Source organism: Candidatus Omnitrophota bacterium, from assembly GCA_028716565.1.
Taxonomy (GTDB): domain Bacteria; phylum Omnitrophota; class Gorgyraeia; order Pluralincolimonadales; family Pluralincolimonadaceae; genus Pluralincolimonas.
In genome coordinates this window covers 48,430-68,905 of record JAQUPL010000007.1, presented here as the reverse complement: position 1 = coordinate 68,905, position 20,476 = coordinate 48,430, and the positions used below count along the sequence as shown (strand labels likewise).

General features: G+C 53.5%; 22 protein-coding genes. 21 read left to right on the top strand and 1 reads right to left on the bottom strand.

Annotated features, from left to right (window positions below):
- Nucleotides 1-53 precede the first annotated feature (53 nt).
- The 8 genes from PHO67_07295 to PHO67_07260 all read left to right on the top strand — a co-directional run bounded on the left by PHO67_07295 (nt 54) and on the right by PHO67_07260 (nt 6,773).
- On the top strand, nt 54-422 hold the full coding sequence (locus PHO67_07295) for a hypothetical protein (GenBank protein ID MDD5546935.1): 369 nt from the start codon (nt 54-56) through the stop codon (nt 420-422).
- 73 nt (nt 423-495) lie between these two features.
- Nucleotides 496-1,749 carry a 3-isopropylmalate dehydratase large subunit gene (locus PHO67_07290; GenBank protein MDD5546934.1) on the top strand — a complete coding sequence of 418 codons (1,254 nt, stop codon included), beginning with the start codon at nt 496-498 and terminating at the stop codon, nt 1,747-1,749.
- A gap of 2 nt (nt 1,750-1,751) precedes the next feature.
- Nucleotides 1,752-2,249, top strand: coding sequence for a 3-isopropylmalate dehydratase small subunit (locus tag PHO67_07285; protein ID MDD5546933.1), 498 nt, complete (start codon nt 1,752-1,754; stop codon nt 2,247-2,249).
- Entirely contained in the window at nt 2,242-3,183 is a 942-nt protein-coding gene (gene mdh / locus PHO67_07280; GenBank protein ID MDD5546932.1) for a malate dehydrogenase, read from the top strand. Before PHO67_07285 ends, mdh begins: the two co-directional genes overlap by 8 nt.
- A 17-nt stretch (nt 3,184-3,200) precedes the next feature.
- On the top strand, nt 3,201-4,595 hold the full coding sequence (locus PHO67_07275; protein ID MDD5546931.1) for a 2-isopropylmalate synthase: 1,395 nt from the start codon (nt 3,201-3,203) through the stop codon (nt 4,593-4,595).
- An 18-nt stretch (nt 4,596-4,613) separates the two neighbouring features.
- Entirely contained in the window at nt 4,614-5,597 is a 984-nt protein-coding gene (amrS, locus tag PHO67_07270) for an AmmeMemoRadiSam system radical SAM enzyme (GenBank protein MDD5546930.1), read from the top strand.
- Nucleotides 5,598-5,610: 13 nt separating this feature from the next.
- On the top strand, nt 5,611-5,793 hold the full coding sequence (locus PHO67_07265) for a hypothetical protein (protein ID MDD5546929.1): 183 nt from the start codon (nt 5,611-5,613) through the stop codon (nt 5,791-5,793).
- Nucleotides 5,793-6,773, top strand: a complete 981-nt coding sequence (locus PHO67_07260; protein MDD5546928.1) for a polyprenyl synthetase family protein — start codon at nt 5,793-5,795, stop codon at nt 6,771-6,773. The genes PHO67_07265 and PHO67_07260 overlap by 1 nt, the downstream gene beginning before the upstream one ends.
- Here PHO67_07260 and PHO67_07255 read toward each other — a convergent pair.
- Nucleotides 6,749-9,022, bottom strand: a complete 2,274-nt coding sequence (locus tag PHO67_07255; GenBank protein ID MDD5546927.1) for a hypothetical protein — start codon at nt 9,020-9,022, stop codon at nt 6,749-6,751. The genes PHO67_07260 and PHO67_07255 overlap by 25 nt on opposite strands.
- A 150-nt stretch (nt 9,023-9,172) precedes the next feature.
- Here PHO67_07255 and PHO67_07250 point away from each other — a divergent pair, with 150 nt between their 5' ends.
- The 13 genes from PHO67_07250 to PHO67_07190 all read left to right on the top strand — a co-directional run bounded on the left by PHO67_07250 (nt 9,173) and on the right by PHO67_07190 (nt 20,445).
- Nucleotides 9,173-10,426 carry a cellulase family glycosylhydrolase gene (locus PHO67_07250; protein MDD5546926.1) on the top strand — a complete coding sequence of 418 codons (1,254 nt, stop codon included), beginning with the start codon at nt 9,173-9,175 and terminating at the stop codon, nt 10,424-10,426.
- A 13-nt stretch (nt 10,427-10,439) separates the two neighbouring features.
- On the top strand, nt 10,440-10,604 hold the full coding sequence (gene tatA, locus PHO67_07245) for a twin-arginine translocase TatA/TatE family subunit (GenBank protein ID MDD5546925.1): 165 nt from the start codon (nt 10,440-10,442) through the stop codon (nt 10,602-10,604).
- Between the two features lie 12 nt (nt 10,605-10,616).
- Entirely contained in the window at nt 10,617-11,330 is a 714-nt protein-coding gene (gene tatC, locus PHO67_07240; GenBank protein ID MDD5546924.1) for a twin-arginine translocase subunit TatC, read from the top strand.
- The gene (locus tag PHO67_07235; GenBank protein MDD5546923.1) at nt 11,327-11,782 is read left to right on the top strand and encodes a GatB/YqeY domain-containing protein; all 456 of its coding nucleotides are present in this window, start codon (nt 11,327-11,329) and stop codon (nt 11,780-11,782) included. Before tatC ends, PHO67_07235 begins: the two co-directional genes overlap by 4 nt.
- A gap of 10 nt (nt 11,783-11,792) precedes the next feature.
- Nucleotides 11,793-12,278 carry an adenosine-specific kinase gene (locus tag PHO67_07230; GenBank protein ID MDD5546922.1) on the top strand — a complete coding sequence of 162 codons (486 nt, stop codon included), beginning with the start codon at nt 11,793-11,795 and terminating at the stop codon, nt 12,276-12,278.
- A 62-nt stretch (nt 12,279-12,340) separates the two neighbouring features.
- Nucleotides 12,341-12,547 (top strand): hypothetical protein, encoded by a 207-nt coding sequence (locus PHO67_07225; GenBank protein ID MDD5546921.1) that lies wholly within the window; start codon nt 12,341-12,343, stop codon nt 12,545-12,547.
- A 186-nt stretch (nt 12,548-12,733) separates the two neighbouring features.
- The gene (locus tag PHO67_07220; protein MDD5546920.1) at nt 12,734-13,156 is read left to right on the top strand and encodes an NUDIX hydrolase; all 423 of its coding nucleotides are present in this window, start codon (nt 12,734-12,736) and stop codon (nt 13,154-13,156) included.
- A gap of 56 nt (nt 13,157-13,212) precedes the next feature.
- Entirely contained in the window at nt 13,213-15,198 is a 1,986-nt protein-coding gene (locus PHO67_07215; GenBank protein ID MDD5546919.1) for an ATP-dependent helicase, read from the top strand.
- Between the two features lie 125 nt (nt 15,199-15,323).
- Nucleotides 15,324-16,073 carry a 2,3-diphosphoglycerate-dependent phosphoglycerate mutase gene (gene gpmA / locus PHO67_07210; GenBank protein ID MDD5546918.1) on the top strand — a complete coding sequence of 250 codons (750 nt, stop codon included), beginning with the start codon at nt 15,324-15,326 and terminating at the stop codon, nt 16,071-16,073.
- A 384-nt stretch (nt 16,074-16,457) separates the two neighbouring features.
- Nucleotides 16,458-18,785 carry a vitamin B12-dependent ribonucleotide reductase gene (locus PHO67_07205; protein ID MDD5546917.1) on the top strand — a complete coding sequence of 776 codons (2,328 nt, stop codon included), beginning with the start codon at nt 16,458-16,460 and terminating at the stop codon, nt 18,783-18,785.
- Entirely contained in the window at nt 18,786-19,337 is a 552-nt protein-coding gene (dcd, locus tag PHO67_07200) for a dCTP deaminase (protein MDD5546916.1), read from the top strand.
- A complete protein-coding gene (locus tag PHO67_07195; protein ID MDD5546915.1) occupies nt 19,334-20,176 on the top strand; it encodes a DNA glycosylase in 843 nt (280 codons plus the stop codon). Before dcd ends, PHO67_07195 begins: the two co-directional genes overlap by 4 nt.
- Entirely contained in the window at nt 20,173-20,445 is a 273-nt protein-coding gene (locus PHO67_07190) for a hypothetical protein (protein ID MDD5546914.1), read from the top strand. Before PHO67_07195 ends, PHO67_07190 begins: the two co-directional genes overlap by 4 nt.
- Nucleotides 20,446-20,476 lie beyond the last annotated feature (31 nt).

Sequence of the window (20,476 nt, the reverse complement as noted above, 5' to 3'; positions counted from 1 at the left end):
CTTGGCGGACATAATTCGCCCCGATCGTCGGGCTCATTAAAAGGGGGAAGTAGATGAAGAAGTTAGCATTGTTGGTATTGGCGGTAATGGTCGTAACGTGCATGGTAGCCGGTTCGGCATGCGCGGCAGAGCAGCAGGAGAACGGTTTTGTGAAGTTCTGGCGCGGCGTGTTCCACTGGCCGTTCAATGCCGCTAAGGATTCCGCCCAGGTCGTTGGAGATACGGGTATGAAGGCCGTCGGGACCGTGGCGGACGAAGGGAAAGCTGTAGGCGGGACGTTAACAGGCGAGAAAGGCGCGCCTGAAAAGATACTTACAACTCCCGTTACCGGGACGGCAGATACGGTAAAGACCGGGGTCGTGGGTACGGCAGAGATGCCCGGAAAGTCCGTAGAGGAATCCTGGCCAGCCGAAAAGAAATAAAAGCATTTCTTTGAATCTCAAATAAAGCCCGGGACCTTCGAATCCCCCGGGCTTTATACCTAATAAGACACATATGGGAAAAACAATTTCCGAAAAGATATTGTCCGAGCATTCCGGGAAGGACGTAAAGGCGGACGATTTTGTCATTGCCAAGGTGGACCTTTGCCTCCTGCAGGACGGCACCGGGCCGCTCGCGGTAAAGCAGCTCGAGCAGTTGGGGATAAAAAAAGTCGTCAACCCGCAGGGCATTGCCGTATTTCTCGACCACGCGGCGCCGTCGCCCAGGAAAGAGCTTTCGAACGACCACATAACGTTGAGGAATTTCGCGAGGAAGACGGGCTGTTACCTGTTCGAGATAGGCGAGGGGGTATGCCACCAGATAATGAGCGAGCTTTTCACCTCGCCGGGCAACGTCCTTGTCGGCGCCGATTCCCATACCTGCACCGGCGGGGCATTGGGCGCTTTCGCGACAGGGATGGGATCTACAGATGTGGCCGTCGCCATGGGCCTCGGCAAGACGTGGTTCCGCGTCCCTCAGACGATAAAGATAGCGGTCAGCGGTAAATTCAAGCCCGGCGTATACGCAAAAGATTTCATGTTGTATCTTATCGGCACGCTCGGTGCCGAGGGGGCCACTTATAAGGCCCTCGAGTTTACCGGCGAGGCGATGGTATCACTCCCGATGTCGGAGCGGCTGGTAGTATCTAATATGGCTGTCGAGGCCGGGGCCAAGGCCGGCATATTCGCCTCCGATAAGGTAACCAAGGCATATCTTAAACAGCACGGCAGGGAAGAGAAGTACCGCGAGATGAAATCGGACAAGGACGCGAAATTCGAGAAAGTGATAAATATCGAAGTCGATAAACTGGTGCCTATGGTCTCCCTTCCGCATACGGTCGATAATGCCAAGCCTATAGATAAGATCGGGAAGGTAAAGATACACCAGGTCTTTATCGGCTCGTGCACGAACGGCAGGATAGAGGACCTGAAATTGGTCGCGGCGATATGGAAAGGCCGCAAGCGCGATCCGGATACGCGCGTCATCGTGACGCCGGCGTCGAAGGACGTATACCTTATGGCGGCCAAGGAAGGGCTGCTCGAGACATTCATAGAGTTCGGGGCGACGGTGACTACCCCGGGCTGCGGCGCGTGCGTCGGGGTGCACGGCGGCATACTGGGAGACGGCGAGAATTGTATCTCCACATCCAACAGGAATTTTCTCGGCAGGATGGGCAATCCCAAGAGTTCCATATATCTCGCTTCGCCGGCAACTGCGGCCGCCTCGGCGATCAAGGGCGAGGTAACCGACCCCAGGGAGTATCTATAATGATATTACGCGGAAAGGCGTGGAAGTTCGGCAACGATATATCTACCGACCTTATCGCCCCGGGAAGATATTTCCACCTCAGGTCTGACCTTAACGAGCTCGCGAAACACGTCCTCGAGGACGCGGACCCGCAGTTCGCCTCGAAGGTCGCGAAGGGCGATCTAGTGGTAGGGGGTAGGAACTTTGGCCTAGGTTCGTCGAGAGAACACGCCCCTACCATTATAAAATTGGCGGGCGTTTCGTGCGTGCTCGCAAAATCGTTCGCGAGGATATTCTTCAGGAACGCGATAAACATAGGACTGCCGGCAATAGAGTGCGATACCGATAAAATTTCCGCCGGTGACGAACTCGAGGTGAACCTTGAGAAGGGCGTGATAAGGGATGTGACAAATAAGATCGACCTGAAATTCGCGCCACTCCCGAAAGCGATGACGCAGATACTCGGGGACGGCGGGCTCGTAGACCATATAAAGAAACACGGGGATTTCAAGATTGAATAATCTCAAGGTCGCTGTCATAGGCGCCGGACAGGTCGGCGGGACATGCGCGCAGAGGATAGTGGAGAGGAAACTCGCCGATGTCGTGCTCGTCGATATCGCCGAAGGGCTGGCGAAGGGCAAGGCCTTAGATCTCGGCCAGGCGGCCTCGACGGAAGAGTATAATTTTAAGATAGAGGGGGGCTCGGACTATTCGCTCATAAAAGGCTCGGGCGCGGTCATCGTGACCGCCGGCCTGGCCCGCAAACCCGGGATGACGCGCGAGGACCTCCTCGTCAAGAACGCGGCAATCGTCAAGGAGGCGGCTGAGAATATACGCAAATATTGCCCGGGATCTATTATAATAATGGTGACGAACCCGCTGGATATAATGGCATACCTGGCTTACAAGGTCTCCGGTTTTGAGAGCAGGAGGGTCTTCGGGATGGCCGGGGTGCTCGATACGGCGAGGTTCAAATATTTCATAGCGGAAAAGCTCGGCGTATTGCCGTCGGAAGTGGAGGCTATGGTCCTCGGAGGCCACGGCGATTCGATGGTCCCGCTTGTCGAATACACCAAGGTGAAAGGCGGGCCGGTCTCAGAATTGATACCCGAAGGCGAACTTAAGGCCATAATACAAAGGACGCGCGACGGCGGCGCAGAGATCGTCTCGCTCCTTAAAACGGGAAGCGCTTTTTACGCTCCGTCGAGCGCGGTCTGCGAAATGCTCGAGGCGGTCATCAAGGATAAGAACGAGATGTTCCCGGTAAGCGCCTATCTGGACGGGCAATACGGGATCAAGGACCTTTATTGCGGCGTCCCTGCCAGGATAGGGGAGGACGGCGTCGAAGAAACGGTGGAATTGAAACTTTCGGACAAGGAACTGGCGGCGCTCCGCTGGTCTGCTGAACAGGTCAGGGAAGGGATAAGTTACCTAAAAAAATCCGGTCTGGTTTAACGGGAAGAGGCAAGACGATGAGAAAAGGCGAGATAAAATTTAATAAGAAGACGAACACCCTCGAGGAAGAGTATTACAGGTACGAGCTCCAGGATATCGATGACCCGAACCTCTTCAGGGAGATATTCAATTATACCGATGTCCCGAAGATCGTGTTCAATCACCGGATAGTCCCCATGAACCCGCCCGACGATATCTGGATCACGGATACGACATTCAGGGACGGCCAGCAGTCCCTCCCGCCGTTCACGGTAAAGCAGATAGTCGACCTCTACGGGATGCTGCACAGGCTCGGCGGTTCGCAGGGGCTCATAAGGCAATGCGAGTTCTTCCTTTATACCGATAAGGACAAGGATGCGGTGAGGAAGTGCCAGGAGCTCGGCTATAAATTTCCCCATGTTACAGGATGGATAAGGCCGGTAAAAGAAGATTTCAAGCTCGTCAAGGAGATGGGCCTTAAAGAGACCGGGATACTTACCTCCGCGTCCGACTACCACATATTCCTCAAGCTCAAGAAGACGAGGAAACAGGCGATGGACATGTACCTGGGCATCGTCAAGTCCGCGCTCGACATGGGGATCATCCCGAGGTGCCACCTCGAGGATATAACCCGCGCCGATTTTTACGGCTTTGTCGTCCCGTTCGTCCAGGAGCTGATGGAGCTTTCCAAGGAGGCGAAGATCCCGATAAAGATAAGGGCCTGCGATACCATGGGCTACGGCGTGACTTATCCCGGCACCGCGCTCCCGAGGAGCGTCAAAGGGATAATCTACGGGCTGGTGAACCTCGCCGAAGTCCCCTCGGAGCAGCTCGAGTGGCACGGCCACAACGATTTCTATCACGGGCTTATCAACGCGACCACGTCCTGGCTTTACGGCTGCTGCGCTGCTAACGGCGCTATGCTGGGCATAGGCGAGAGGACCGGCAACACCCCTATCGAGGGCCTCGTGATGGAGTACCTCGCCCTCCGCGGCGTCAAGGACGGCATAGATACGACCGCCATCACCGATATCGCCGAATATTTCACTAAAGAGATAGGCTACGAGATCCCGCATAACCAGCCGTTCGTCGGCAGGAGTTTCAATATGACGAGCGCGGGTATCCACGCCGACGGCCTGATGAAGGACGAGGAGATCTACAACGTATTTAATACCGAGAAGATCCTCAAGAAGAAGGTCACGGTCGCGATAAACGACAAATCCGGCGTAGCCGGGATAGCCAAGTGGCTTAACCTTTATTTGAACTTGGGCAAGGATGAGCAGGTCACGAAAGATAACCCCGGGGTCATCAAGATAAAGGAGTGGGTCGATTCCGAATACGCCAAAGGCCGGACGACCGTAATCTCTAACCAGGAGATGCTGAGGAAAGTTAAGAAGTTCCTCCCCGAGCTTTTTGTCTCCGACGAAGAATAAGCCGGTAAAGGGGTCAGTATGGCAAAGGGAGATCTCGTACAATGCGAGTTATGCCCCAACGGATGCGTCCTCGATGAAGGACAAAAGGGTAACTGCAGGGCGAGGTCGAACAGAGGCGGCAAGGTAATAAGCCTCGTCTACGGAAAGCCGTGCGCCGTCCACGTGGACCCCATCGAAAAGAAGCCCCTCTACCATTTTCTTCCCGCCTCATCCGCGTTCTCGATAGGAACGGCCGGATGTAACCTGCACTGCAAATACTGCCAGAACTGGGACATCTCGCAGTCGGATCCGGAAGAGACCGACAATATCGACCTCCCACCGGGGGAATTGGCGCGAAGGGCGGCTGCGTATAACTGCAGGTCGATAGCGTATACTTATAATGATCCCGTCATATATTTGGAATATGTCCTGGATACCGCGAAGATCGGCCGGAAAGCGGGCATCAAAAGCGTATTTATTACCGCCGGATATATCAACCCTAAGCCGCTTGATGACCTCTGCTCGGCGGTCGATGCGATAAAGGTGGATTTCAAGGGGATAACTGAAGAATTTTACAATAAGGTCTCTTTTGGTAGGCTTCGACCGGTCCTCGACACGATAAAGGCGATCAAAGAACGCAGGGTCTGGATGGAGCTGGTCAACCTGATAGTCCCGACGCTAAACGACAAAAAAGATGATCTGGCCCGCCTTATCGACTGGACGGTCGAGAATGTGGGTGCCGATGTCCCGCTGCATTTTTCCAAATTCTGGCCGCAGTACCAGTTAAAGAACCTGCCGCCGACCCCGGAAGAGACGCTTGACGCGGCGTGGAAGATGGCAAAAAATAGGGGCGTCCGTTACGCCTATGTCGGGAATATCCCCTCACACGACGGGAATAATACCTATTGTCCCAAGTGCGGGAAGCTTTTAATAAAGCGCATCGGCTACGATGTGCTGGAAAATAATGTCGCAAACGGAAGATGTTCCTCTTGCAATGAGGCGATCCCGGGAGTCTGGCAGTGACAAAGGAGGAAAGATGGATACGCGCAAAGAAGGGATGACCAGGAGGGAATTCCTGAAAAGGAACATATTGATCATTGCCGCGCTGGCCTTGTTCGGCTCGCCGCTAAAAGCGTTTGCCGGTGTTTTTAAGAGCAAGGCGGACGGCAGCAATGTCTCGGATAAAGAAGGCCGTTATTACAGGAGATTGGCCGGCTGATGAAAGACAGCGCGAAAGAACTTGAGAGGATAATAAGGCCCGTCGCCGCGGAACTCGCCGCGGTGAAGAGCAATTACTCGCACCAGCTCAAATGGCAATCCGAGCCGATACGGGGGATAGGAAGTTACCTGTCGAAGGCGCACGGCAAATTCTTCAGGCCTACGCTCGTGCTGCTTTCGGCCAAATTGGGCGAAGGCGATATGGAGAAGGCCGTATCGCTCGGCGTGGCGATAGAGCTTATACATGCCGCGAGCCTCGTGCACGACGATATAATAGATGAGGCGGTATTAAGGCGCAGCCAGCGGACGATAAACAGCAAGTGGGGCAACGCCGTCTCAGTGATAGCCGGTGATTATCTTTTGGCGCGTGCCTTCGACATAGTCTCGAAGCTCGACGAGCCGGGGATAATGACCGTGTTCTCCAAGACGGCCGCCAGGATGTGCGAGGGGGAGCTTGCCCAGCTGGCGAACACCTATAATTTCGATATTACCGAAGACGATTATCTCGATATAATAAAAAGGAAGAGCGCGTACCTCATCTCGGACTGCTGCGCAGCCGGCGGCATGCTCGGGCGCCTCAGCGAGGATAAGATAAACCGGCTCGCGGCTTACGGGCTTTATCTGGGCGTGGCGTTCCAGATAACGGACGACTGCCTTGACCTCGTCGGGGAGGAGAGCCAGCTCGGGAAAACCGTCTGGCAGGACATGGAGAAGGGAAAACTCACCCTGCCCATAATATTCCTATTAAAGAACGCCGGCAGGAAGGGCAGGATGGGTATAGTCGAACTCATCACTTCGGGCGGAAAATCTTCCCACCGTATACTGAGGGAGAAGGCGTTGAGCTCCGGGGCGATATCGCGTTCAAAGGGCATAGCGTCGGATTACGTGAAGCTGGCCAAGAAGAAGCTCGCCGACGGCGACGGCATGCTCCGGAAGACCTTTTGTGAGATCGCCGATTATGTCCTGGAGCGGAAGAGTTGATCCCCGCCCGCGAGTAATACCAATACCGCAAGATTCACGAATCCCGCAGAGATGCACGCGAACTCGATCCCCTTGACAGGTATCATTATCGCGGCGGTTATCAGCGAGCCGGCGCACGCGCCCAGGAGATCGACCGCGTAGATCGCCGGCGCCGCATTCCCGTTGCTGCCGCCGGAACATATCCTGTTCGCCATAGTGAACTGCAGCCCTCCCAGAAGTCCCGCGGCCGCCGGCAACAGCAGGAAGAGGCCCTCAGATATCCAGCCCAGCCGGAATACGACGGGAAGGAGCAGGCAGTATGCGCATAGGCCGGCCTGGATATTGAAGTACTGCCTCGCGAGCCGCCCGTCATTTTTTATCAAATTCGTGCCTATAAAGCTGCCGCCGGCAAGCCCCAGCATGAACGAGGCGAATATAAGCCCTATTTTATAATATACATAGCCGTATGCCGACTGGAAGGCGAGTATCAGGACTACCTGCAGCAGCATTGTCGAGAAACCGGACGTCCCGATAGAGACGAAATACGGCATTCGTTTTAAAGAGGCGTTCCTCCCGCGCAGAAGCGCCAGCCCGATGAAGGCAAAACCCGCGATGCCCAGCATTATCCCCCAATTGAAGGTACTCAATCCCCGGAAGAAGGACTTGAGCCGCGGGTCGACCCGCTCCGACCAGAGGACCATGTCATAATAATATCCGACGGGCCGCAGGTCGAAGTTGATCTTCGCGCCCCTCGCGCCTTTTATCGCGGCCTCAAGGTATTCTACGCGCATCGGGTCCAGCTTATCCGGCAGGTAATGTTCATTTACGTATTTCAGGTTGAGACCCCTCTCCTTGGCCCTGGCGATAAGCGTCTTATAGTCATATGTCAGTATCCCCGCGGCCGTAGAGGCGAGAAAATAATCGTTCTCCCCGGGAATTATCTTTATATCGGAAAAATGTTTTGAAAGGGTAAGGACGAGGCACTTCAAAAAACGCGCCAGGTCGGCGCTGATGTAATCCGCGGAGGAAGAGACCCCGAAGGAAAATATCCCTTTCTCATCGAGGATGCGTTTTGCTTCGCCGTAGAACTCGAAGGAGTAGAACCTGTTTATCTGCGCCGTGTAAGGGTTCGGGAGGGTAAGTATTATTACGTCGTATCGCGAGGAAGGCGCGTCCAGTGCCAGGGCTCTTTCCTTTACAAAGAGCCTGGCATCAAGATAATGCATCTTTACCCTGGGGTCGGAGAGGCAAGCCAGTAAAGGGTACACTCCGCCTTTGGACAGGGTGTCCCCATATCTTTCTTTTGCCATCTCCACCGATTCGGGATCAAGCTCGACGCAATCGACCGACTCGACGGGATGCCTTAAAACTTCGTCGAGCGCCCCGTTCAGCGCCCCGCCTATAAGCAGGACCTTTTTGGGCGCGGGATGTTCAAGCATCGCGTAATGGACCGACTCCTCGGCGGTCAGAAGATCGCCGGTCGCCGCGGTAAGGAGGCCGTTCTCAAACAGGTTGAACTGGGGCCCGAGCCTGGTGAGCGCGATATTCCCGTATTTGGAATCTTTTACGGAGATCAACTCGAGGCCCTTCCATTGCATCTCCCTCATGCGGAAATCGGCCAGTCCCGAAGGGAAGAGGATATAGATGGCAACGGAATACATGAAGACGGCTGTCGCGGCCCATCTTACCGGAGCTTTCCTCCTGTCAGCCATGATGAGAGCGGCGATGATGCTTAATAAACCGCAAAATAAAGCTATCTGTAAAGGGCCGAAGATATAGATCAAAAGCAGGTTGAAGGCGATGCCTCCCGCGACAGCGCCGAGCGATTCGATCATGTATATTTTTCCCGCGGCTGACGGCGCCGAGCCCGGTTCCGGCGAGGCGAGAAGGCAGCTTACGGCAAAAAGGGAACCGAAGACGAAGCACGCCGGCGCGAGCAGGATGAAGACGGAGAGAGCCATCGGCGCAAGCCCGATCAGCTCGCCGGCGGATACGCCGAGGATGTTCCTCATGTCCCTTATAAGGTATATCGTCGCGGGTACGATCACAGCGACGGAGAGGAGGAGTAAGTGGAATATCCCTTCCCGGAATTTTTTAAATCTCGCCGCGAAACTTCCCGCCGCGACCCAGAAGAGCCACGAGGCGAGCATTATTCCCGCGGATAGCTCGTTGCCGTAGAAGACCACCAGGAGTTCCCGCATCAGCAGGATCTGGACTGCCATTGCCGCGAAACCGAAGATAAAGACCGCAAGATATAAGGGTCGTCTCATAGACAGCATTATAACAATAAAATTTCCTACAAAAAAGCAAATAATTTTAATTGCCGTATTTGATTTTTATGGTATAATCTTCGCGGGTTGGAAGCCGGCTATATCGGCAGCATCCCGCAGTTCCTTCCTTAATGTAACCAGGAGATAGTAATGTTGCTAAAAAAATGCCCAGTAAAGATATACCAGAGTATACTATTTTACTTCGCGGTTATAATCAGCCTGATAACGGCTTATTCCTGCCGGGCAGAGATAGACAGCTTTGTCACGAGAAGCGGTAGCCAGTTCTATTCGGGCGGCCAGCCGTTCTATTACACGGGCACGAACAATTTTTACCTGAGCTATTTCGCCGAGGACGAAACTTACCGGCCGATGGTAGACCGGGTCCTGTCGTCGGCCAAGGAGATGGGGCTGAGCGTCATCAGGACATGGGCCTTTAATGACGGCGGCGCGAACAGGGACGGTTATCCGGTTTCGTGGGCTTACCAGACAGCCCCGGGCGTATACAATGAGAGCGCCTTCAAGGGCCTTGATTATGTCCTGTATAAGGCCGAGAGCTACGGCATACGCGTCCTTCCCACCCTCGTCAACAACTGGGACGATTACGGCGGGATGAACTGGTATAACAGCTTCAGTCCGTCCGCCGCAAGCCATGATGATTTTTATACCGATCCTGCTACCAGGCAGTGGTATAAGGATTACGTCACTACCGTCATGAACAGGACGAATACTTATAACGGCAGGGTCTATAAAGACGACCCGACCATCATGGCGTGGGAATTGGCTAACGAGGCGAGGGCGGAATCAGACCCTACCGGCGCGAAACTGCGCAACTGGCTCGACGAGATGAGCTCTTATGTAAAGGCCAACGACGCGAACCATCTCGTCACGACCGGCGTGGAAGGGTTCTATAAGGACAGGGGATCGCAGTGGTACCAGAACGGTTCGACAGGAGGGGATTTCGTGGGGGACCATAATCTCGCCAATATAGATTTCGCGACGCTCCATGTATATTCCGATTTCTGGAACTGGGATATGCAGCAGGCCCTTGCCTGGATAGAGCAGCACGTCTCCGACGCCGACATCCTGAATAAGCCGCTCATCTTCGAGGAGTTCGGCAAACAGCTGCCCGCAGACGTAAGGGATACATGGTACCGGGCGTATCTCGCCGCGGTCTATGAGGCCGCTGCCAGGGGGAGTTCTATGGCCGGCTCTAATTTTTGGATGTTGGAAGCCGACGGCTCGGGCCATAACGACGGGTTCGGGGTATTCTATCCGGCCGACGCCTCTACCATAGGCATCATAATGTCTAACGCGGAAGCGATGAACGGCCTCGTCCCGGAACCTCCAACGGTCTTTCTATTCCTTGCCTCGCTTTTGTCCTTGTGTTATAATCTCCGTAGATAACACGGAGGTATAAATGTTCAATATCGGTTTCCCGGAATTGATCATCATCCTTATCATCGTCCTCCTCGTCTTCGGGGCGGCGCGTCTTCCCGAGATCGCCCGCTCATTAGGCAAGGCCATCAATGAGTTTAAGAAGGCGATGAAAGACGACGATTCCCAGTCATCCAAAAAAGAATAACCCTCCTTTAAAATGGCTGACAGCAAGATGACACTCGTGGAGCATCTCGATGAGCTCCGCCGGCGCATATTGGTATCGGCGGCGGCTGTGGTAATTTGCTCGGCACTGGCTTTCTGGAAAGTCCGGCTTATCCTGTCATTGCTCATGTTCCCATCGGTAGACCACTTGAATTTCTTTTCTCCTGCCGAAGCCTTCCTGGAATACTGCAAGCTGGCGTTTATTGCGGGGCTTTTTTTGGCGTCACCGGTCGTACTTTACCAGCTCTGGGCCTTTGTCTCGGCCGGTCTTAATGAAAAAGAAAAAAAGGTAGTGATGTTCGCGCTCCCGTTTTCCGCCACGCTTTTTTTAGGCGGCGTCGTGTTTGCGTATAGTTTTGTCGTTCCGTGGGCCCTGCGGTTCCTTATCAATTTCCCCGACCATAATGTATTTCCGATACTTTCGATATCGGAATACCTGTCTTTCGTGATAATGATGCTTCTCTCCTTCGGGATAGCATTTGAACTGCCTGTCGTTGTGATGATACTGTCAAAACTCGGGATAGTCACTCCTTCATTCCTGAACAGGAACAGGAAGTTCGCGGTAATCGTAATATTCATAGCCGCCGCGGTAATAACGCCGACGCCGGACGCGTTCACCCAGTGCCTGATGGCGGTGCCGATGCTGGTTTTGTATGAACTTTCCATTTGGATATCGAAACTCGTATATAAAAAGGGGGACAAGAAATGACTCTTGCGGAAAAGATCGACACTGACATAAAGGAAGCGATGAAGGCCAAGGACGGGATAAGGCTCTCGACCCTGCGTATGCTCAAAGCGGGGATAAAGAACCTCGAGATAGAGAAGAAGGCAGAAAAGCTCGAGGACAAGGACGTGACGGGCATCATATCTAAGCAGATAAAACAGCATAAGGATTCCATCGACGGTTTCACGAAGGGGAACAGGCAGGACCTCGTTGAAAAAGAGGCGGCAGAACTTAAGATACTCGAATCGTATATGCCCAAGATGCTGTCTGCTGATGAGCTAAAACCGATCGTCAAGAACGCGATCGCGTCAGTAGAGGCGAAGGGCCGCGCCGACATGGGCAAGGTCATGAAGGCCGCGATGGAGGAAGCAAAGGGCGCCGCTGACGGCAAGATGCTCAGCCAGATGGTCGCCGAAGAGCTCGCGAAATTAGGGTAAGGAGGGACCTATGGAAACGAAGACCGTAAAAATAGAGAAACCCGCGGAATATAACATCATAATCGGCCAGTCGCATTTCATAAAGACGGTCGAGGATATCCACGAGGCGATGGCCGGCGCTGTGCCGGGAATAAAATTCGGCATGGCTTTCTGCGAATCCTCCGGCGCGTGCCTTGTCAGGTCCACAGGCACGGATGAGGAGCTAAAGAGGCTCGCAGAGAAGAACGCGCTCGCGATCGGCGCGGGGCACTGCTTTATTATAATAATGAAGGATTCCTATCCGATAAACGTGCTCAACGCGATAAAAAATATCCCGGAGGTATGCGGGATCTATTGCGCGACGGCCAATCCGGTCGAGCTTATCATCGCCGAATCGGAGAACGGCAGGGGCATCCTCGGCGTGATAGACGGCGCGAAACCGAAGGGGATAGAGGACGAAGCCGGGATCAAATGGCGGAAGGACCTCTTAAGAAAAATCGGTTATAAAATCCCTTGACAAAGCTTTTTTGGGTGATATAATTCTAATGGTTCTTTTGAAATGGACGTTTTAGGAGGCAGATGGTGAGCAAATATCTCTCAATAATCGGCGGACTGATCGCCATCGTCCTCGGAGTGGTTGGCCTGATAAATTGGTGGGAAGATTATATAGTAGGCTTCCTCAAATCCGGGCTGGTCATAATACTTTTACTCGGCGGGTTGCTCGCGGTCTTCGCGGGGATCGGCGAGATAAAAGACTCCCTGGAAGAGAAGAAAGAGAAGCAATAATAAGTCTCCCCGGACCTCCTTCATTGCCTTCGACTAGAATGTCGACGGTTGGGCGGTTTCAAGCTGCCCGGTGGTGCTGTATGTCGGCTCACCTCAGAGGTAATGAAGGAGGCCTTTTTTTTGGAGTCCCCTTTATGGAAGTTATGACGACATGGTTGTCCCGGGGGGACAACCATGAGCGGACATATGAATACTAAATTACAATTTTCTGCGGGCGGCGTAGTATACCGCAATGCAGGCGCCGAAACGGAGGTCATTGTCCTGACCCGCGGCGAAGGAAAGATATTCTGCCTTCCCAAAGGAAAGATAGAGAGACTCGAGACCCCCCAGCAGGCGGCCCTCCGCGAGATCAAGGAAGAGACAGGCCTTACCGGCTCCATCGGGAAGGAACTCGGGAAGATAAATTACTGGTTCTACTCGGATGAGGACAAGGCCCGCGTCCACAAGACGGTATATTTCTACCTCGTAAGATTCGAATCGGGGAACACCGCGGACCACGACACGGACGCCGAAGAAGTCCGCTGGATGCCGGTAGAAGAGGCCTTAAAGATAATGACTTATCCCTCCGAACGCCAGATGGTCGAAAAAGCCCGAAAGGAAATTCAGTGACAGTATACTTAATTATGGATAACCGGGAATTAAGTATACTGTCACCATAATTAGGGATGAAGATAGATTATAAAAGAGAATTAAATCCCGCCCAGTTTAAAGCGGTCGAGTCCACTGAAGGGCCGCATCTTGTCATCGCCGGGGCAGGCAGCGGGAAGACGCGCACGCTCGTCTACCGCGTGGCCTACCTCGTTGAAAAAGGAATCAAGCCCGACCGGATATTACTGCTTACCTTTACCCGCAAGGCGTCCGAAGAGATGCTCCGCCGCGCCGCGAAATTGCTGGACGACCGCTGCGAAAGGGTCGCCGGCGGCACCTTCCACTCATTCGCCAATATGGTCCTGCGCAAATACGCGAAGCTGGTCGAATATCCCAATAATTTCACGATAATGGACGAATCCGACGCCGAGGACGCGGTAAATATCGTGCGCGTCAAGCTCGGCTTCGACCATCTCGAGAAGCACTTCCCGCGCAAAGGGGCGCTCCTTGACGTCATCTCAAAATCCGTCAACAAATCAGACGACATCGGAAAGGTCCTCGAGCTCGAATACCCGCAGTTCGTCGAATGGGAGAGCGCGATAAAGAAGATAAAAGAGGGCTATATCAAATACAAGCGCGAGAAGTCGCTCATGGATTACGACGACCTGCTGGTGTTTTTAAAAAGGCTGCTCCATGAACACAAAGACGTCCGCTCGAGGCTCTCGGAACAGTATCAGTATATAATGGTCGATGAATACCAGGACACGAACAGGCTGCAGGCGGATATCGTGCGCTTGCTGGCATCGGAGCACGATAATGTCATGGTTGTCGGCGACGATTCCCAGAGCATATATTCGTTCCGCGGCGCGAATTTCAAGAACATCATAGACTTCCCGAAGGTATTCAGGGGCGCGAAGGTGATAATGCTGGAGGAGAACTACCGTTCGACCCAGCAGATACTCGACCTGACCAATGAGGTCATAAAGAACGCCGAGGAGAAGTTCGAGAAGGTCCTTTTCACCAAGAAGCGCGAAGGGAAATCCCCGGTATTCGTCGAAGCGCGCGATGAAAACACCCAATCCAGGTATATCGTCCAGAAAATAATCGAACTGGTAGATGAGGGCGTCATGCTCAAGGAGATCGCAGTGCTCTTCCGCGCAGGCTGGCATTCGAACGACCTTGAGATCGAGCTTGCCAACCACGATATCCCGTTCGTAAAATACGGCGGGCAGAGGTTTGTCGAGGCGGCGCATATAAAGGACGTCATCTCATACCTGCGTATCGCTCAAAATCCTGACGACCAGGTGAGCTGGCACAGGGCCTTGTTATTGATGCGCGGCATCGGGCAGAAGACCGCCGCGAAGATAACCGAGCAGATGATAGAAAAAAATAAGGGCCTGGAGGTCGACAAGGACATTTTAAAAAAATCAGAAGACCTGGTAAACCTTATCGATATGCTGAAAGAATTGAAACCCGGGAAATACCCGCCCGTTGAACTCCTGAAAGAATTCCTGAAATATTACGATCCTCTGCTCAAGGCGAAATACGACGATTTCCACAGGCGCGCGCCGGACTTGAATTCGCTGGAGCGCATCGCCTCGAGGTATAAATCGCTCGAGACTTTCCTGACCGACATGGCGCTCGAGCCGCCGGAGAAGAGCGTCCTCGAGGCGGGCTTACGGGGCAGACACGACCACGCGATGACGCTTTCGACGATACACTCGGCGAAGGGGCTCGAGTGGCACACGGTTTTTGTCATATACGTGGCCGAGGGACATCTGCCGTCGTACCAGTCCATGGACGATAACGACGCGATAGAAGAGGAGCGCCGCCTGTTTTACGTGGCAGCTACGCGCGCGAAAGAGAACTTAGTCCTCCTGAAACCCGCGATAGACCGCTCTGCCCGCTGGATGAAGAGTTATGCCGGCGGCAATACCGGATCTATATTCACCGAGGTCTCGCGGTTTCTCAAAGAGGGAAGTATCCTGGAACGGTTTATGGATGTAGAACGGGCGGGAGAGGGTTTAGATGATATTGAATTTGAGGAAGCGTTTAAGATATAATATAAGGTACGAGCGGGTCCTGCCTGCCGAGCACCTCGTCCCTGTTGCTTCGTGCAACAGGGCCAAGGGCTCCGTCGGCAGTCACCCGCAGCAACCCTAGACCATATTTCATAAAGGAGAATTAAATGTATAAAGTCGTATTACTTCGCCACGGCGAGAGTACCTGGAATAAGGAGAACCGTTTCACCGGCTGGACAGACGTCGACCTATCCGAGAAAGGCCTCGACGAAGCGAAGAAGGCAGGAGAGGTATTAAAGAAGGAAGGATTCGTATTCGACGTCGCGTTCACATCGGTCCTCAAGAGGGCGATAAGGACGCTCTGGATAACCCTCGACGGGATGGACCTGATGTGGATACCCGTATATAATTCATGGCGCTTAAACGAGAGGCATTACGGCGCGCTACAAGGCCTCAATAAATCCGAGATGGCTGCGAAGTTCGGCGAAGAGCAGGTTTTGGTGTGGCGCCGCAGCTATGATACGCCGCCTCCGGCATTAGAAAAAGACGACCCTCGCAGCCCGGCGAAAGACCCGCGCTACAAAGACTTAAATCCGAACGAAATACCGTTGACCGAGTGCCTCAAAGATACGGTCGCTAGATTCCTTCCTTACTGGCACGAAACGATTGCGCCTGTCGTGAAATCCGGCAAACGCGTCATTATCGCGGCGCACGGCAATTCTTTAAGGGCGCTCGTAAAATACCTCGATAACGTATCTGACCAGGACATAGTCGCACTTAATATACCTACAGGCCTGCCGCTTGTCTACGAACTCGACAACGACCTGAAGCCGATCAAACATTATTATCTCGGCGATCCTGAAGAAGTAAAGAAAGCCATGGAAGCCGTCGCCAACCAGGGCAAAGCCAAAAAATAGAAGGCCCGCGAAGAAGAAGCGGCGGGGAAAAGATATTATTGCGGAATTGAAAAAAGATGGTATAATTATGGCCGGACACGCAAGGGCTAAAAATCCCTCGGAGCGTTCGGGATAGTTCAAGGGATGGTGAGCGAAGTCGAACCAGAGGAGAAGATGCGATGTGCGGATCATGCGGTTGCGGAAAGAAGAAACCCAAGAAGTAACCTACCCTAAAAGGGCAAGTAAAATTTGTCCCCGTGAAAACGGGGAGCAGAAGCCCTCTATATAACGCGAAAAACACAAAATAGGGGGTTTTTGCCGACGGAAAACACAATATATAGTATTTTTTCCTTGACACGATACTAGCGGTTGACTATACTGGCGGTTGGAAAGGAGGGTTTGGTTATGGGGGATACGGGTATCAAGAATGGCTTATCAGCCAATTCCAAAAAAGTCCTGGAAAAACGTTATCTAATGAAGGACTCGGAAGGCCGCGTCATAGAGACCCCGGAGGAGCTCTTCAGGCGCGTAGCGCATAACATAGCTTCAGCGGACTCATATTATGATCCAGATTATAAGGTGGCAAAGCTTGAGGATGAATTTTACTCCGTAATATACAACCTGGACTTCCTGCCTAATTCACCGACCCTGATGAACGCCGGACGCGAGCTGCAGCAACTGTCGGCGTGTTTCGTCCTGCCGGTGGAAGATTCCATGGAATCGATATTCGAGGCGATAAAGAACACGGCGCTCATCCATCGTTCCGGCGGCGGCACCGGGTTCTCTTTCTCGAGGCTGCGCCCGGCCAACTCGATGGTAAAGACGACCGGCGGCATCGCGAGCGGCCCGGTGTCATTCATGAAAGTATTCGACGCTGCCACCCACGCCGTAAAACAGGGCGGCACGCGCCGCGGCGCGAACATGGGCATACTGCGTATCGACCATCCGGATATCCTCGATTTCATAAAATGCAAAGAGACGGACAAGGACATAACGAATTTCAACATCTCGGTCGCGATCACCGAAGAGTTCATGAAGAGGGTCGAGCGCGACGAGGAATACGACCTCATTGCCCCGCACAACAAGAAAGTCTTCGGGCACCTGAAGGCCCGCGAAGTATTCGAAATGATAGTCAAGAGGGCCTGGAAGAACGGCGAGCCGGGAATAATATTCATCGACAGGATAAACAAGTCGAACCCGACGCCGAAGATCGGCGCGATCGAATCGACGAACCCGTGCGGCGAGCAGCCCCTGCTTCCCTATGAGAGCTGCAACCTCGGCTCGATAAACCTCTCTAAGATGGTGGACATGGATGCCGCTTCTCCACAGCTCGACTGGGAGAAGCTGCGCCGGACGACGAAACTCGCGGTCCATTTCCTCGATAACGTCATCGACATGAACAAGTTCCCGCTCCCGCAGATCGAGACGATGACCAAGACCAACCGGAAGATCGGCCTCGGCGTCATGGGATTCGCCGAGATGCTCATAAAGCTCGGCGTCCCGTACAATTCCGACGAAGCGATAGAATTGGCAGAAAAGGTTATGTCGTTCATCCAGGAAGAATCGAGGAGGGAAGCCCACGCGCTCGCGTTAAGGCGCGGGCCGTTCCCGAACTTCTCGAGTTCCGTCTATTCCGACGGGCCCAGCTTAAGGAACGCCACACTGACCACTATCGCCCCGACCGGGACACTCTCCATACTCGCCGATACCTCGAGCGGCATCGAGCCGGTCTTCGCCATATCCTATTACCGCGAGGTAATGGATAAGACGAAACTGGTCGAGGTCAACAGGTTATTCGAGGGCGTCGCTAAAGAACGCGGTTTCTATTCCGAAGAGCTGATGCAGAAGATCGCCGAGAAAGGGACGCTCCACGATATAGAGGAGATCCCCGAGGACATAAAGAGGGTATTTGTCACGGCGCATGACATAACGCCGATCTGGCATATCAGGATGCAGGCAGCTTTCCAAAAGTATACGGATAACGCCGTTTCGAAGACGGTCAACTTCCCGCATAACGCGACGCCGGACAATGTGCACGAAGTATACCTGTTGGCTTATAAGATGGGATGCAAGGGCGTGACCATATACCGCGACGGCAGCCGCGAAGAGCAAGTCCTTTATATCGCCCGCACTAAAGAGAAACCTGACGCGGAGAACGCCGAAGGGGTCGAGGCCACGGCAGCGAAGCCCGAAGAGAAGGCGCGCACTTCGCCCCGTCCCAGGCCTGAGGTCATCAGGGGTACGACCACGAAAATACTCACAGGCTGCGGTAACCTTTATATCACGATAAATGAGGGTGAGAACGGGATGCCGTTCGAGGTATTCACGCAGATGGGCAAGGCCGGCGGCTGCGCGGCAAGCCAGCTCGAGGCGATAAGCAGGCTTGTTTCCCTTGCGCTGCGCTGCGGACTCGATACTCATTCTATAATAGAGCAGTTGAGCGGGATAAGATGCCCTAATCCCTCTTGGGAGAAAGGCGGAAGGATATTCTCCTGCGCCGACGCTATCGCCAAGGTCGTCGAAAGGCGCCTGTTGAACAAGAAAGCGCAGGATGCCCAAGCCGCCCAGGCCGGCCAGACAGAACCTGAAGTAAAGGCCGAAGAATTACCCGCCGTGAAGACGAAGAGCAAACTCGGCAATGTCGTAGGCGTCTGCCCGGATTGCGGCGGCGCGCTCCAGCATGTAGAAGGCTGTATGGTCTGCAAAGCGTGCGGCTATTCCAAGTGCGGTTAAATGATCAAACCTGACCGCTGGATCAAAAAGATGGCCCTCGAGGCCGGGATGATTGAACCTTTTATCGACCATCAGGTCTCAGAGGGTATAAGTTACGGCCTCTCGAGTTTCGGTTATGACATAAGGGTCCATGACGAATTCAAGGTATTCGTCGGCACTGGAAATCCCGTAGTAGACCCAAAGCATATCGACCCGCACTCTTTCGTCGACTTTAAGGGAAAAGAGTGCGTCATCCCACCGAACTCGTTCGTCCTCGCGCGTTCGCTGGAATACTTCAAGATGCCGGAAAGGGTGATCGCCATCTGCTTCGGCAAGTCCACATACTGCCGTTGCGGGGTGATCGTGAATATCAGTCCGCTCGAACCGACCTGGGAGGGTTACCTCACCATGGCGGTAAGCAATACGACGCCGCATCCCGCAAAGATCTATTCCAAAGAAGGCATCGCGCAGCTCCTCTTTTACGAATGCGACGAAGCGCCGGAAGTCACGTACAGGGACAGAAAAGGAAAATACCAGGCGCAACAGGGGATAGTCCTTCCTAAAGTAAAATGAGATTAAGCTTACCCGTCTCTGATTTTAACCTCGAACATACGTTGGAATGCGGCCAGGCGTTCCGGTGGGAGCGCTCCGGTGATTTTTACGCCGGTGTGATAGGCGAAGCGCTTGTCAAAGTCGCGTTTGACGGCCGCGCTCTCGCCATAGAAACCGGTTCCCCCGTCAACAGGGATAAGATAGCCGATTATTTTGGGCTCAATGAGGACTTGCCACGCATATATAAGGAAATAGGCGCAGACCCGCACATCAAAAAGGCCATAAAAAAATACCGCGGCCTCAGGATATTGAACCAGGACCGGTGGGAGTGCCTCGCCTCGTTCATCCTTTCATCGTATACCAATATCCCGCGCATAAAAAAGATGATAGCAGGCCTTTCGAAAAGGTTCGGCAAGAGGCTCTCCTTTGGCGGGACGGAAGGTTATTCCTTTCCTCCTGCCTCGCGTATCGCCGGGGCCGGTATAAAGGCCCTCAAGGGATTGGGGCTCGGTTTCAGGGCCGCGTATATAAAGGATACCGCGCAGAAGGTCTCCTCGAAAAAGTTTGACTTGGATGCGCTCGAGGATTTAAACTATACGGAAGCGAAGGAAAGGCTGATGTCGCTTAAGGGCGTGGGCGGGAAGGTCGCGGATTGTGTTTTGCTCTTTTCGTTCAAGAAATATGAGGCCTTTCCGGTAGATGTGTGGATAAAGAGGGGCATCGAGGAGTTATATTTTGACGGGAAGACCGTGGCGCCTAAGAAAGCCGCGGAGTTCGCGCGGGAACGTTTCGGCGCCTACGCCGGATACGCGCAGGAATACTTATATCATTATTTAAGGCACGGGAGGGGGAAAGCATGATAGGGGAGTACAGGATAAAGACGAATATCGGAGTGGGGTTCGGGATACTGGCGCAGATAATCGGGTTTCTGGCAAGTTATTATGTCCATATCGGGATAGTCCTCTGGTGCGCGGCTATCCTTATCTACGGCGGATTCCTGCTGCTGATATGGGGCCTGTGGAATTACGCAAAAGGCAAAGGCTACAAAGGCGCCTGGGGATTACTCGGGCTTTTAAGCATCTTCGGGTTTGCTATACTGGTATTATTCCCCAACAGGAAAAAGACCTAAAAGTAAAAAAGACGGGCCTGGATCCCGCACG